Raw genomic sequence first — 13,191 nt, 5'->3', positions numbered from 1 at the left:
CCGTGTTCTTCATCGACACCCTGGAGTTCGAGGGCCTGGGCAACCGCAGCCATCTGGCCGGAGGGGCCCGTAACGCCGTGGTCGTGGACCCGCCCCGGGACATCGACCGGGTCATCGCCGCCGCTGCCCGGCGCGGGGTGCGGATCACCCATGTCGCCGAGACCCATCTGCACAACGACTATGTCACCGGCGGTCTGGAGCTGGCCCGGGTCACCGGCGCCGGCTATCTGGTACCCGCCGGGGCCTCCGTGCACTTCGCCCGCATACCGGTCACCGACGGTGACACCGTCCCGGTGGACGACGGACTGGTGCTGCGCGCGGTGGCCACCCCCGGACACACCCCGCACCACACCGCGTATGTCCTGGAGGAGGAGGGGCGGGCGGTCGCCGTCTTCACCGGCGGGTCGCTGCTGATCGGCTCCGTGGGCAGGCCCGACCTGGTGGAGCCCCGGCTGACCGAGCGGCTGGCCCACGCCCAGCACGCCTCCGTGCACCGGCTCGCCGATGAGCTGGACGACGGCGTCGCGGTGCTCCCCACCCATGGCTTCGGCAGCTTCTGCGCCTCCTCCCGGGCCGAGGGGGACCACAGCACCATCGGCGCCGAGCGCCGCACCAATGACGCGCTGACCAAGGATCCCGACACCTTCGTGGCCGACCTGCTGGCCTCCCTGGACGATGTCCCCGCGTACTACGCGCACATGGGCCCGGCCAACGCGGCGGGCCCCGCCCCGATCGATCTGACACCACCGCGCACCGCCGACGCCGAGGAGCTGGCCCGCCGGCTGGCGGCCGGCGAGTGGGTGGTGGACCTGCGCAGCCGGGTCGCCTTCGCCCGGGGCCATCTGGCCGGGTCGTTCAATTTCGAGGGCGAGGGGCAGCCCGCCACCTATCTGGCGTGGCTGATCCCCTGGGGCAAGCCGGTCACCCTGCTGGCCGACACCCCCGAGCGGATCGCCGACGCCCAGCGCGAGCTGGCCCGGGTGGGCATCGACCGCCCGGCGGCCGCCGCCACCGGGGACCCGGAGGGCTGGCTCCGGGCGGGGGAACGGCTCGCCTCCTTCCCCCGGGCCCGCTTCGCCGAGCTGGCCGGGGCGCGGGACGGGGGCGGGCGCCCGGTGGTCCTGGATGTCCGCCGTGACCGGGAGCGCGCCGACGGCTTCATCGAGGGGTCGGTGCACATACCCGTCCATGAACTGCGCGACCGGATCGGCGAGGTGCCGCCCGGGACGGTGTGGGTGCACTGCGCGGGCGGGATGCGGGCGGCCATCGCCGCCTCGCTGCTCGACGCGGCGGGGCGCGAGGTGGTCGCCGTGGACGACGGCTTCGACGCCGCCGCCCGCGCCGGGCTCCCCCTCACCCGGCCCGGCACCGCCGCCTGAACCACCCGCTCCCCGACGAAGGACCGCACCATGTCGCCCTCCCCCGTACCCCCCTCACCCGGTGGGCCACCCCCCGCCCCGGCCGTCCGTACGGGGCGGGGGCACGGCGGCGGGGGTGTGCGATGAGCGACCTGGTCCTGGCACTGATCGCCGGGGGTACGGTCGGACTCGCACTCGGCGCCCTCGGCGGGGGCGGCAGTGTGCTGGCCGTGCCCGCGCTGATCTACGCACTCGGCCTCGACCCGGCGGCGGCCACCACCGCGAGCCTCCTGATCGTCGCCGCCACCTCGCTCACCGCGCTGTACGGCCATGCCCGTGCCGGGCGGGTGCGCTGGCGGACGGGCGCGCTCTTCGCCGCGGCCGGGCTGATACCCGCGGCGGCCGCCGGTGCGGCGGCGGCCCGGATCCCCGGGCCCCTGCTGACGGCCGCGTTCGCCGGGGTCGCCGCGCTCGCGGCGATCGGCATGCTCCGCCCCACCCGGGCGGAGACACCCCACCCCGCCGGGGAACCGGGCGCCGTCCGGCCGGTCCGGGCCGCCGGGACCGGGGCCGGGCTGGGGGCGATGACCGGACTGCTCGGGGTCGGCGGCGGCTTCCTGGTGGTCCCGGCACTGGTCACCGCGATGGCCTTCCCGATGAGGGCCGCCGTCGGCACCGGTCTGCTGGTCATCTCGGCGAACTCACTGGCCGCCCTGGCCACCCGGGGCGCCACCCTCACCGGGGTGGACTGGTCCGTGATCGCGCCCTTCGCCGGGGCCGCGATCCTGGGCGCCTGGGACGGCGGACGGCTGGCCGCCCGGGTCTCCGCCACGACGCTGCGCCGGGTCTTCGCCGCCCTGCTGCTCGGGGTGGCCGCCCTCATGCTCGTGGATGTGCTGATATGACCGCCGGCCGGCACCCGGGGACGGCCCGGTGGCCCCTGCCGGAGCGGCGGGCCCCACCGCCCCGGACACACGACGGGTCCACGGTGCCGCACCCCGGGCGACGGCGCCGCCCGGACCGGGGACCGGGGCCGGGTGGCTCAGGCCAGGGAGAGGAAGAGCTTCTCCAGCCGGGCCCGCAGCTGCTCCCGGTCCTCCCCGGAGGAGAGGTCCCCGTCGGTCAGACAGTGCTGGAGACCGGTGGCGATGATCGCGAAACCGGCCCGGTCCAGCGCCCGGGAGGCCGCGGAGAGCTGGGTGACCACGTCCTCGCAGTCACGCCCCTCCTCGATCATCCGGATCACCCCGGCGATCTGGCCCTCGGCCCGGCGCAGTCGGTTGATCACCGTCTTCAGTTCGTCGGCCGCCATCTGCAGTTCCACAGCCCGCTCACTCCCGTCCGGATACCCCTCTGGGTATCTTACCCGGCGGGGGGACGCCCCCAGGAAGAACAGGAAAGACCCGCATGAACCCCCGTACCGACCGTACCGACCGTACCGACCGCACCGACACCCGTACCGACACCCGTGGGGACACCGTCCCCGCTCTCGACGCCGACCAGGCCCAGGCCCGCATCGGCGAGCTGATCGTGGTCGATGTGCGGACCCCCGGCGAGTACGCCACCGGACATCTGCCCGGCGCCCATCTGGTCCCGCTCGACCGGCTCGAAGCGGCCCTGCCCGAGCTGGCGGCGGCGGCCGAACGGGGCACCCTGCTGATGGTGTGCGCCTCGGGCAACCGCTCCGAGGACGCCTGCCGCCGGCTCGCCCGCCAGGGGATCACCGCCACCACCCTCTCCGGGGGCACCCAGGACTGGCGGCGGCGCGGCCATGCCGTCGACCGCCCGGCGGGGGCGCGCACCGTCTGGGCGATGGAGCGCCAGGTGCGGTTCGCCGCCGGATCGCTGGTGCTGACCGGACTGCTGGCCGGGCTGCGCACCCCCCGGGCCCGCTGGATCTCCGCGGGTGTCGCCGGCGGTCTGGTCTTCTCCGCCGTCACCGACACCTGTGCGATGGCCCGGGTCCTGGGCAGGCTGCCGCACAACCGGCCGCGCGGCCGGGAGCTGGAGACCGCCCTCGCCGCTCTGCGCGGCTGACCCCTGAGCCCGCCCCTGCCCCGGGGCGGGCTCATCCGGGCCTGCGCGCCTCGACGAGCGTACGGCTGGAGTGGGCGACGAACACCCCGTGCTCCTCGATGTGCCGGTGGAGTGCGAGCAGCCGGTCGTGGTACCCGGCGGAGGTGAAACCCGGAACGGTCCAGACCACCTTGCGCAGGAAGTGGACCACGGCCCCGATGTCGAGGAACTCCATCCGCAGACGCTCGGTGCGCAGCTCCACGATCTCCAGTCCGGCCTCCCGGGCGGCGGCCGATTCCAGGTCGGGATGGCGCAGCCGCCGCTCGTCGGGCCGGGGTCCGAGGAAGTGCTCGACCAGTTCCCAGCAGGTCGCCGGGCCGACGTGCTGGGCCAGATAGGTGCCCCCGGGACGCAGCACCCGGGCGATCTCCGCCCAGCGGACGGTCGCCGGGTGACGGGAGATCACCAGGTCGAACGCGCCGTCGGCGAAGGGCAGCGGGGGCGGGGGCGATCCGTCGGGGTCGGCGACCACGACGGCGCCGCGCGGGTGGAGCAGTGCGGTGGCCCTGGCGGCGTTCGGCGGCCAGGACTCGGTGGCGACCATGGTGGGCGGGAGGACGGGGACTCCCGCCAGTACCTCGCCGCCGCCGGTCTGGATGTCCAGGGCGGCGCCCACGCTCCGGAGCCGTTCGCCGATCAGGCGCTGATAGCCCCAGGAGGGCCGCTCCTCCGTCGCCCGTCCGTCGAACCAGGAGAAGTCCCAGCCCGTCACGGCGGCGGCGTCGGCCTCGGCCACCAGTTCCTCGAATGTTCCCGCCATGGGTGCCATGGGTGCCATGGTCGCAGGCGGGCAGGGATGCGGGCGTTCCGGCCTGGGTCACCGGCCCGGGGTCAGGGGACGAGGACGATCTCCGGGAAGCGTTCGGACGGGCTGTCCAGGAGTCCTCCGTCGCCGATGCCGCGCAGCTGCCGGTCGAAGAAGGCGGTGAGGCAGGCGCGCTGGGCGAGGGTGCCCCGGTCGGGCGGGGTCCTGCCGAAGAGTTCGGCGACCCTGCCCGGGTCCGCCCCGGCGCCGTCGACCAGCTGCCAGTGGACGGGGGCGCTGGTGGTGAAGGTCAGATGGTTGGCGCCCCGGAGGGTGAGATCGCGCTTCCAGCCGCGGGTGGCGCCCCAGAAGCTCTTCCAGGAGGCGTCGAAGGCGTCGTTCACATGGTTGTGCGGGGAGGGGGTGCCACCGGGGCCGGGCGGTTCGGTGAACTCGGCCCCCATCAGCAGGAACGCCTGGTTCTCGCGCAGGCCCTCGATGCCCACATCGCCGAAGACCCAGCGGGGTTCCGGGGCCGGCTGCCCACCCGGTCCCCCCGGCTCACCCGGTCCACCCGGTCCGCCCGGTCCGCCCGGTCCGCCCGGTCCGCCCGGGAGCGGTTTCCGGGCCACATGGTAGAGAAGGCCGTCGAGGTTGACCCCCGCACTGATGCGGCGGTGCCGGTGGAGGGCCTCCCCGGTGGCGAAACCGCCCGCGGAGTGGCCGAAGGAGCCGACCCGGGTGAGATCGAGCGCCCCGGTCAGCCCCCGGGGCATGCCCCGCCCGGAGGAGTCCTTGTCCCGTCCCCGGTGGAACTCGCCGAGCGCCCGCAGCACAAAGGCGACATCGTCCACCCGGGTGGTGATCATCCGCTCCAGATCGGCGTCGCTGTAGTCGAGGAAGTCCGGGATGACGGCGGAGACCACCCGGCCGCCCGGGAACTCGACGGTCATCGTCTCGTACGGATGGTCGGTCTGCACCACCAGATAGCCCTGGGAGGCCAGTTCCTCCGCGTACAGGGTGCCCTCGGTGCGCCGGAGCTGGCCGCCGGGCATGAACACCACGACCGGCAGCCCGCCGGGCGGCGCCGCGACGGGCGCGCCCTCATGGGCCCCGGTGCGGATACCGGCCCAGTCCACCGCGCCGGGCGCGATCCCGAGGACCTGCTGGGCCCCGCGCTCCATATCGCTCACCTGCCCGGCGGGGAGCCAGCGCGGGCGCTCCCGTCCCGTGGTGGAGCGGGCCGGGTAGGTGAGTGTTGCCATCAGCTCACGCCGGTGCGAGGGCCGCCACGGGTCCGCGCGGTGCCGGTCCCGCAGATGGACATGGACCTGCCCGATCGGGTGCGGTCCGGTCGGCGGGGGCAGTACGGGGATGAATCCGCCGGCCGCACCGGTGGCACGGGCGGGGCGGGCGGGGCGGGGGCGGGTCCCGGCGGCGTGTCCGAGCCCCGCGCCCGCGAGCACCAGGGCGGGCGCGAGGGCCGCGCCCGTACCGAGGAACCGGCGGCGGCCGGGGGACGGCGGGGACATACCGAGGATGCCGGGCATGGGGGTCCTTCCTGAGGTACGGGCACGGATCCGCCCAACCGCCTTACGGGGCGGGGCAGTTCCGGGAGTTGAAGCCTCGCGCAAGGGCGGTAGGACGCCGGTACGTAAGTTCTGTGTCCGCTCTGTGGCCCCGCCCTGGGCGACCCCGGGCCCCGTAACCCCGCCACCCCGGAACGGGCGGTGGGCGGTGGGCTCAGCCGAGGGGGGCGGAGGCCAGGGGGCCGCCCGCCGTGGCGTCGCGGCAGGCGGCGCACTCCGGGGAGCAGCGGGTCAGCCCCGGGTCGCGGGCCAGGAGCGGCACCACCGTGGCGAGGGTCTCCCGTACCGGATAGGAACGCCAGACGGCGTCCCCGACGGAGGTGGTCCGGGCGCAGGCGCTCAGCCGGGGTTCGAGCCGGGGGAAACCCTCGGAGCAGGAGCCCACCTCCACCTGGGCGGTCCGGCCGTCGGCGGTCCGCGCCCAGCGCCGGAAGAGACGGCGCCCGGACTGTTCCTCGGCGAGATGGAGCGCGGTCATCCGGTTCAGCCCGACCCCGATGAGCAGGCTCCGCCCGTTCCGTTCGGCGAGCGCGCGCAGCGGGGCGTACACATCCACCGGGGTCTGCCCGTCGACGAGTTCCGCCGCGAGGGGGCCCACGGCGGCGAAGGAGTTGAGGGGATGGCCGCCCCGCCGCAGGCCGGGGCGGGTGAGCAGGGCTGCGGGGAAGACCCCGAGCCGGTCGTTGACCAGCCCGCAGCCGGGGGTGTAGACGGCCGGTGCCGACGCGGGCCCCGCCGGCCAGGGCCGGGTGTAGTCGAGTCCGTTGCGGTCCGGGCGCATCGACGGCGACGGGGGTGGCGCGACCCCGAAGTGCGGTTCGGTGAAGGCGGGGACGAGTACGGTGCAGCCCCGTTCGAGGAGCGCGTCCGCGAGGGCGGCGGCGCCTCCGGCGAGCGGTGCGCCGAAGGATCGCAGCGAGGCGTGGACCAGGACGGGCAGCCCGGACAGCGCCAGTTCGTCCACGGCGTGTCCGAGGTCGTCGGCGGTGATCGTCACTTCTCCTCCTCGATGGTGCGCGGTACGGCGGTACGGCCGTGCGGGCCGGGAGCCGCCGGATCCGACGGTACGGGGCGGGGCGCATCCACCGGGAGGGGACGGGGAGCGGGCGTTCCGGTTACGGGGTGGCGCGCGCTCACACGACATGGCGGGCCTCGAAGGGCTCGCCGCGCCGCAGTGCGGTGAGGGCCCGCAGGCTGGCGGCGGTGTCGGGGTGCCGCTCGCCGAGGACCCGGCGGCGCTCGGCGAGGACGGCGCGGCACATCCGTTCGGCCTCGGTGGAGCGGCCCCGGGCGGCGAGGGTCCAGGCCAGTTCATGACGGGTGGTCAGGGTCTCGGGATGGCTCTCCCCGAGGACCCGGCGACGGGCCCGCAGGACCTCCCGGTAGAGGGCCCCGGCCTCGTGGTGGCGGCCGGCCCTCCCCCGTACCCAGGCGAGTTCATGACGGCTGGCGAGGGTCTGGGGGTGGTGGGCGCCCAGCGTCGCGCTCCGGGCCGCGTGCACCCGGTCGAGCGCGTCGGCGGCCTCGGTGTGACGGCCCTGGTTGGCCACGGCCCAGGCCAGCTCGTGGGCGGTGGTCAGGGTGTCGGGGGAGGTGGCGCCCAGCACCGCCCGGCGGGCGGCGAGCACCTCCCGGTAGGCATGCTCGGCCTCCGTCCAGCGCTCCTGGCAGGCGGCGATCCAGGCGAGTTCATGGCGGCCGGCGAGGGTCTCGGGATCGGTGTCGCCGAGGACCCGGCGACGGGCCTCGTACACCCGCCGGTAGCGGGTCTCGGCCTCCGCGGTGTTCCCCTGGAACGCGATCTGCCACGCCCGCTGGTGGTGCAGGGCCAGGACGGCGGGGTGGTCGGGGCCCAGGGCGGCGGTGTGCTCCAGGGCGGTGCGGCAGAGCCCGGCGGCGAGCCGGTGGGCACCGCTCCGGTCGGCGGCGCGGGCGGCGTCGGCGGTGGCCTCGGCCAGCGCGGCCGACAGCGGGGGCGGCAGCCGGCCGGCGGTGGTCCGGTGGAGGGTGTCCAGATGGGGGGCGAGGCGCAGATAGCGCCGCCAGTCGCCGGGCCGGTCCATGCGGAGCCGTCCCAGGGCGGCGACGAGGAGTTCGACGGCGGCGGCGGGGACCGGGGAACCGGGATGGCGGGCCGGGCCGAGGTGGAGCCGGTTGACATCGGCGATCACCCGGTGGACGACCAGTCCCCCGCCGCCGCCGGGCAGCGGCTCCACGGTCAGCAGACCCACCTCCGCGAGACCGCGCAGGCCCCTGTCGACGGCGTGCTCGGCACCTGCACCGGCCCCGGGGTCGGCACCGGGGTCGGTGGCACCGGCGGTGATCGCGGCCAGCGCGGGCACGGTGGGGTCCAGCAGCTCCCGGGGTACGGGGTCGCCGGGCCGGTAGCAGGAGAGCAGCCGCAGCAGGGTCCGGGCCTGGGGGGTGCCCCGGCGGGCGAGGGCGTCGAGGGACAGCTCCCAGGTGAGGGTGATCGTGGCCCGGGGGTCCGCGTCGGGTCCGGGGTCCCCGGGCCAGTCGCCGCCGGGCGGGGTGTCCAGGGTGGCGCGGAAGCCGGCGAAGGTCGGCCGGCGGGCCACGCCCGCGTGCAGATGGTGGCCGGCCAGGAAGAGCGCCAGGGGCAGGCCGCCGAGACGGCGGGCGAGGTGCCGGGCCGTGTCGGGGGTGCCCGCGGCGGGGGCGAGATCGGTGAGGACCAGGGTGGCGGCGTCCTCGTCGAGGGGGCCCACCGGCAGCAGGGTGGCGTCCCTGCCCCAGGCGTGCGCCCCGGTGTGACGGGTCGTCACCACGACCAGCCCCCGGTGGGAGGGGCGCAGCCAGCCGGGCCCGGTGAGGGTACGGGGGTCGTCGGCCGCGTCGAGGACGAGCAGCCAGCCCGCGGGGGCCCGGTCGAGGGCCGCCCAGAGGCGGTCCGGGGCGTCGCCGGCACCCTGGGCCAGCGCCGCCAGGTCGGCCGGTGCGGCGCCCGCCCGGCGCGCGACGGTGACCTGGGCGGCGCCGAGGGCCTCCGGGTCGCCGGCCGGGACCCACCACACGGGCCGCGCCCGGCCCCGGTGGCGGACGGCCCCGGCCTCCGCCGCGAGCGCGGCGGCGACGGTCGACTTGCCGAAGCCGCCGGGCCCGGCCAGGACCAGGGTCCGGCCCGGGGGCCGGCGCAGGGCCGCCCGCAGCTCGGCGAGGAGGGGGTCCCGGCCGCGTACCGTGCGCGGCAGCCGGTCGAGGGGCGGCCGTACGGAGGAGCCCTGCGGCCCCTCGGTCCCGCCGCCGTCCCGGCCCCGGAACTCCCGCCAGGCGAGGCCCGCTGTCCAGAGCGTGGCGACCGTGCCGACCGCCGCCAACGCCAGTTCGACATCCATCGCTCCCCCGAGACGACCACGACCACGGCCGCGCACCGGCCGAACGCCCCCATCCTGACGCACCGACGGCCTCCGGGCACGCCCTCCCACCACCCCCCGCGCGGAGCACCCCGCTCCGCAACCGACACGGATCCCTTGCCCTCACCGGCCCCGCTCCCGCCCGGCCCGCCCGGCCCGCCCGGCCGGTACGGGTCCGGACCCCGCCTCCACGGCACCGAGCACCGCGACGCCCTGGGCGCCAGGGACCGTACCGCGACGGACAGCGCCCCCGGACCACCAGGAGTCACTCGGCCCGGAGGCGCCCACCACGCACCCGTACCCGGGGCGGATCCATCACCGCACCGGGCACCGGACCCTCCAAGGCGCCGGGCACCACGACGGAGAACGGCCCGGCCGGGGACGCAGGCGGACCCGAGCTGCTGACAGTGGTTCAGCGGCGGTGGCCCCCACCCCCGGAGGGCCGCCGGATCGGCTTCGGGCCGGTGGGTGCGCCCCTTGCCGGAACGCCCCGGAGCCGTACCGCGACGGACGGCGGCCCGGCCAGGGCGCCGGATCGGCGACGGAAGACGCGGACCCGGCGGACCCGGGGTCCTGACAGCATGTCAGCGGCGGTGGGCCCCCACCCCGGAGCGCCCCCGGAGGGGAATCGTTTCGCGAGGACGCGTGATCCTCCAGACGTACCACGTCCACCGACGGGCGGCGGCGTTTTCGGGTCAGCCGTACGGGGTGGGGCGGCCAGGGCAGCGCGGCGGCGGGGAGCGGGGGCGGGGGAAGCGACGCGGGCCGGTGTGGCTGGAATCCGCCGCCGGGTGGCCGAGGGCTGGCCACCCTGCCGGACGGGGGAACGCGACGGCAGGGGAGCGGAGCACATGACCGTACGGGTGATCACGGGCACGGGCCGGGGCGTCTGCCCCGAGGGCAGCTGGGCGCTGTACGAGGACGCCGAGTACAACCGTGACGGACCGGCCCGGATCCTCGTCAGCGACGAGGACATCGAGGATCTGCACCGGCACGGCTTCGGCGACCGGGCCTCCTCCGCGGTGAACCGGACCGACTTCGCGCTCGTCCTGTACACCGACGCCGAGTACACGGGCGACCTGCTCACCGTCGTGTCCGGCGGGACCGCGCCCCGGATGGCCGCGCCCCGCGCCGACCGGGGCTCCCGGCTGCCGGGGCGGTTCGGGGCGGCGGGCGGCACCGTCTACTCGGGGCGGCTCACCTACCCGGCGGGGCCGGCCCGGCTCAGGGCCGGGGTCTACACCCTGACCAGCGCCCAGGACGGCCGCCGGCTGGACGGGCCGGACCCCCGCGCGCCCGAGGGCGCACCGGCCCGGCAGGGCCCGGCCGGGGAGCGGAACTCCCAGCGGTGGCTGCTGCTGCCCGAGGGTTCCGACGGCCACTACCGGCTGGAGAACCTGGCGGCGGTCCACCGTCTCGACCCCGGTGGCGCCCGCGACGACGGCGCACCGGTGCGGCTCCACGCGGACACCGGCGCCAGGACCCAGCTGTGGCGGCTGTGCCTGGAGCGCAGCGGCGCGTACACCCTGACCAACGCCGTGACCGGCAAGCGCCTCGACGCCGACCCGTACGGCGACGGCGTCAACCAGTGGACGCCCCACGGCGGCACCGGACAGCGGTGGTTCGTCCGGCTGCTGCCCGGCGCTCCGGCGACGGCCGCGGCTCCGCTGCTGCGGCGGGTCACCCCCGCGCCGGGGCTGCTGGACGGGGTCGTCGTGCGGGCCGCTCCCCGGGAGGACGCCGAGGGGATCGGGGTCCTCGGCCCGGGGGCGACCGCCTTCTGCGCGGGCGGCGGCCGGGACGGCTCCCAGCACCCGGGGTCGACGGTCGCCGCGGGCGACCGCACCTGCAGCGGCTGGACGGCGGTGGTGCACCGGACCCGGCGGGGGTACGTGCCCAACGCGTGTGTCGACTTCCTGCCCTGACACCAGGAACGGCGGTGCGCCCCCGGGCCGTCGGGGTCCGCCGGAGGCCGTGCGGCACGCCCACGTACGGCCCCATGATGCGACGCCGCCCACCACCGGTGATGTGATCGCAGCCCCACGTCCCCGTCATCCCATCAGGAGACATCATGCGTATGCGTATCGCCGCCGCGGCGGCGGCACTGGCCCTGGCCACCGTGCTCACCGGGGCCGGCGCGGCCACCGCCGACGCCGGAGCCGAGGGAGCCGCCGTGGGCTCCCCCGGAGTCGCCTCCGGCAATGTGGTGCAGGTCCCCGTGCACGTCCCGCTGAATGTGTGCGGCAACACGGTCGACGTCCTGATCGGCGTGCTCAACCCGGCCGCCGGGAACACCTGCGCCAACGTCTGACGGCAGGGACCGGACAGGTTTCCCGTCCCGCGCGCCGCACGTCGCGCGGGACGGGGGCTGTTGCCGGGACCCTGTCCCCCGGCAACAGCCCACCCGCGTCGAGGTGTTCGGCGTGTCCGTGTCAGGATGCGCGGGTCCGTTGCGCATGGGGCGCAGGGGGAGGAAGGGAACGTCAGTGCCAGGGGACAGGACCAAGAACATCCGGACCGCGCGGACCACGCGGACCGTGAAGGAGTCCGGCGGGGGCCGGCTGGACCGGGTGTTCGGGCTCGGGACGCTGCCGGTCGCGGCGACCGCGCTCACCGCGACCATCGCCGTCTACATGGCGCTGGTCGCCTTCGGGAACATCACCGACTTCGGCACCAACCGGGCGTTCGTCCAGCATGTGCTGGCGATGGACACGACCTTCCGGGACGACGACGTGATGTGGCGGGCGATCGAGTCGCGCGCCATCGCCGACGCGGCCTATGTCGCCATCATCGTCTGGGAGACCGTGACCGCCGCCGTGCTGCTCGCCGGGGCCTGGCTGTGGCTCCGCGCCGTCCGGGGCGGCGATCTCCCGAGGGCCCGCCGCGTGACCACGCTGGGGCTGACCATGGTGCTGCTGCTCTTCGGGCTCGGTTTCATCGCCATCGGCGGTGAGTGGTTCCAGATGTGGCAGTCGTCCGACTGGAACGGACTGGAGCCGGCGGGCCGCAATGTGATGATGGCCGCCTTCGTCCTGGTGGTGATCCATCTGCCCGGCGCGCGGGAGAGCCGGGACGGTTGGGAGGACCGGGAGGACCGGGACGGTCGGCGGAGCCGGGAGCAGCCGGACGAAGCGGCCGCCTGAGCGAACGCCGCGGGCAGCACGGCCGGTGCTGTGGCCGGACGCCGCACCGGCCCTCCGCGTCGGCCCATGATCCGACGACTCCCGGGAAACGGCCCGGAGTGCCGTTCACGCCGTCGCGCGGTGCGGATCCCGCGGCGGCCCCCTCTCATGGAATCTCACGGCGAATCTCCTGGCGAAGGACCCTTCGATGACCTCTGAGCCCGTGTCCCGGCAGCCGCTGGACGGCGAGCGGATCGACCGGCGGCTGGCCCGCATACGCGAACTGTTCGCACGGTGGGCCGCCCTGCGGCCGGGCAGCGGTGAGCTGTGGCGGACCGGCTTCTCTCCGCCGACGGAAGCCGAGGTGGTGGAGACGGAGACCCGGCTGGGGCTACGGCTGCCGGAGAACTACCGCCGCTATCTGCTGGAGTTCGGCGAGCCCGCGCAGCTGCTGATGGCGTACGCCGGACAGCTCCTCGGCGAACAGACCGGCCCCCGGCCCGCCGGGCCGTTCCCGCTCGACCGGCCCTGGGCCGGCCCGCCGTCGGAGATCACCGACTGGGAGGAGACGGAGGGGACCGACTTCTTCGAGGAGGGACCCGGCGAGTTCTACGGCCAGTTCGACGATCCGAGGACCGCCTTCCACGACCTCCCGGAGGGCGCCCGGTACACGGACGGCACCCTGGTACTGGGCGCGACCCGCGATCACTCCCTGGCCCGGCTGGTGCTCAACGGCCCCTGGGCGGGCACGGTGTGGCTCGACAGCTTCGGCAACGACGGCGGGCTGATCCACCTGGCCGACGAGACCGACGACTTCTTCGAGGACTAGGTCCAATGCCGTTGTCTTTGTGGTGGGCGTACTGTGTTTGGTAGTGGGTCCCGGGGGTGGTTCAGGTGGCTGCGAGTGTGTCTGACTTATCGGGTCTT

At 75.8% G+C, this 13,191-nt stretch carries 12 protein-coding genes; 7 read left to right on the top strand and 5 right to left on the bottom strand.

From position 1 onward, the window contains the following. The first annotated feature begins 2 nt into the window (after positions 1 to 2). Together ABT354_RS22715 and ABT354_RS22710 are read left to right on the top strand one after the other, a co-directional pair. A complete protein-coding gene (locus ABT354_RS22715) occupies positions 3 to 1,379 on the top strand; it encodes an MBL fold metallo-hydrolase (protein ID WP_351496631.1) in 1,377 nt (458 codons plus the stop codon). A gap of 122 nt (positions 1,380 to 1,501) precedes the next feature. Continuing rightward, positions 1,502 to 2,263: a sulfite exporter TauE/SafE family protein gene (locus ABT354_RS22710; RefSeq protein ID WP_351496629.1), complete on the top strand. Its 762-nt coding sequence runs from the start codon at positions 1,502 to 1,504 to the stop codon at positions 2,261 to 2,263. Positions 2,264 to 2,400: 137 nt separating this feature from the next. On the opposite strand, the gene ABT354_RS22705 is transcribed toward ABT354_RS22710, so the two are convergent. Next, complete coding sequence (locus ABT354_RS22705) at positions 2,401 to 2,682, bottom strand: metal-sensitive transcriptional regulator (protein ID WP_351496627.1); 282 nt, start codon at positions 2,680 to 2,682, stop codon at positions 2,401 to 2,403. A gap of 83 nt (positions 2,683 to 2,765) precedes the next feature. Here ABT354_RS22705 and ABT354_RS22700 point away from each other — a divergent pair, with 83 nt between their 5' ends. Continuing rightward, positions 2,766 to 3,395, top strand: coding sequence for a rhodanese-like domain-containing protein (locus tag ABT354_RS22700; RefSeq protein ID WP_351496625.1), 630 nt, complete (start codon positions 2,766 to 2,768; stop codon positions 3,393 to 3,395). Positions 3,396 to 3,426: 31 nt separating this feature from the next. On the opposite strand, the gene ABT354_RS22695 is transcribed toward ABT354_RS22700, so the two are convergent. From ABT354_RS22695 to ABT354_RS22680, 4 genes are all read right to left on the bottom strand, one after another. After that, positions 3,427 to 4,194 carry a methyltransferase domain-containing protein gene (locus tag ABT354_RS22695; protein WP_351496889.1) on the bottom strand — a complete coding sequence of 256 codons (768 nt, stop codon included), beginning with the start codon at positions 4,192 to 4,194 and terminating at the stop codon, positions 3,427 to 3,429. A gap of 71 nt (positions 4,195 to 4,265) precedes the next feature. Further along, a complete protein-coding gene (locus tag ABT354_RS22690; protein ID WP_351496623.1) occupies positions 4,266 to 5,729 on the bottom strand; it encodes an alpha/beta hydrolase in 1,464 nt (487 codons plus the stop codon). A gap of 193 nt (positions 5,730 to 5,922) precedes the next feature. After that, positions 5,923 to 6,765, bottom strand: coding sequence for an AAC(3) family N-acetyltransferase (locus ABT354_RS22685; protein ID WP_351496620.1), 843 nt, complete (start codon positions 6,763 to 6,765; stop codon positions 5,923 to 5,925). 136 nt (positions 6,766 to 6,901) lie between these two features. Next, positions 6,902 to 9,124 (bottom strand): tetratricopeptide repeat protein, encoded by a 2,223-nt coding sequence (locus ABT354_RS22680; protein WP_351496618.1) that lies wholly within the window; start codon positions 9,122 to 9,124, stop codon positions 6,902 to 6,904. Positions 9,125 to 9,993: 869 nt separating this feature from the next. On the opposite strand from ABT354_RS22680, the gene ABT354_RS22675 reads away from it, so the two are divergent. The 4 genes from ABT354_RS22675 to ABT354_RS22660 all read left to right on the top strand — a co-directional run bounded on the left by ABT354_RS22675 (position 9,994) and on the right by ABT354_RS22660 (position 13,093). After that, on the top strand, positions 9,994 to 11,067 hold the full coding sequence (locus ABT354_RS22675; protein WP_351496616.1) for an RICIN domain-containing protein: 1,074 nt from the start codon (positions 9,994 to 9,996) through the stop codon (positions 11,065 to 11,067). Positions 11,068 to 11,213: 146 nt separating this feature from the next. Further along, positions 11,214 to 11,453, top strand: coding sequence for a chaplin (locus tag ABT354_RS22670; protein WP_351496614.1), 240 nt, complete (start codon positions 11,214 to 11,216; stop codon positions 11,451 to 11,453). 250 nt (positions 11,454 to 11,703) lie between these two features. Further along, positions 11,704 to 12,285: a DUF2165 domain-containing protein gene (locus ABT354_RS22665; protein ID WP_351496887.1), complete on the top strand. Its 582-nt coding sequence runs from the start codon at positions 11,704 to 11,706 to the stop codon at positions 12,283 to 12,285. A gap of 187 nt (positions 12,286 to 12,472) precedes the next feature. After that, on the top strand, positions 12,473 to 13,093 hold the full coding sequence (locus ABT354_RS22660; RefSeq protein ID WP_351496612.1) for an SMI1/KNR4 family protein: 621 nt from the start codon (positions 12,473 to 12,475) through the stop codon (positions 13,091 to 13,093). The last annotated feature ends 98 nt before the right edge of the window (positions 13,094 to 13,191 follow it).

The organism is Streptomyces sp. NPDC000594, assembly GCF_040299965.1.
In the GTDB taxonomy this organism is placed as follows: Bacteria; Actinomycetota; Actinomycetes; order Streptomycetales; family Streptomycetaceae; genus Streptomyces.
The sequence above is the reverse complement of the archived record's forward strand: the minus strand, read 5'-3'. Positions and strand labels throughout refer to the sequence as shown.

Bases quoted from the DNA above. Each gene is read 5' to 3' on its own strand.
- ABT354_RS22710 (WP_351496629.1), top strand. From the start codon at position 1,502: ATGAGCGACCTGGTCCTGGCACTGATCGCCGGGGGTACGGTCGGACTC.
- ABT354_RS22700 (WP_351496625.1), top strand. From the start codon at position 2,766: ATGAACCCCCGTACCGACCGTACCGACCGTACCGACCGCACCGACACC.
- ABT354_RS22695 (WP_351496889.1), bottom strand. From the start codon at position 4,194: ATGGCGGGAACATTCGAGGAACTGGTGGCCGAGGCCGACGCCGCCGCC.
- ABT354_RS22690 (WP_351496623.1), bottom strand. From the start codon at position 5,729: ATGCCCGGCATCCTCGGTATGTCCCCGCCGTCCCCCGGCCGCCGCCGG.
- ABT354_RS22680 (WP_351496618.1), bottom strand. From the start codon at position 9,124: ATGGATGTCGAACTGGCGTTGGCGGCGGTCGGCACGGTCGCCACGCTC.
- ABT354_RS22675 (WP_351496616.1), top strand. From the start codon at position 9,994: ATGACCGTACGGGTGATCACGGGCACGGGCCGGGGCGTCTGCCCCGAG.
- ABT354_RS22670 (WP_351496614.1), top strand. From the start codon at position 11,214: ATGCGTATGCGTATCGCCGCCGCGGCGGCGGCACTGGCCCTGGCCACC.
- ABT354_RS22660 (WP_351496612.1), top strand. From the start codon at position 12,473: ATGACCTCTGAGCCCGTGTCCCGGCAGCCGCTGGACGGCGAGCGGATC.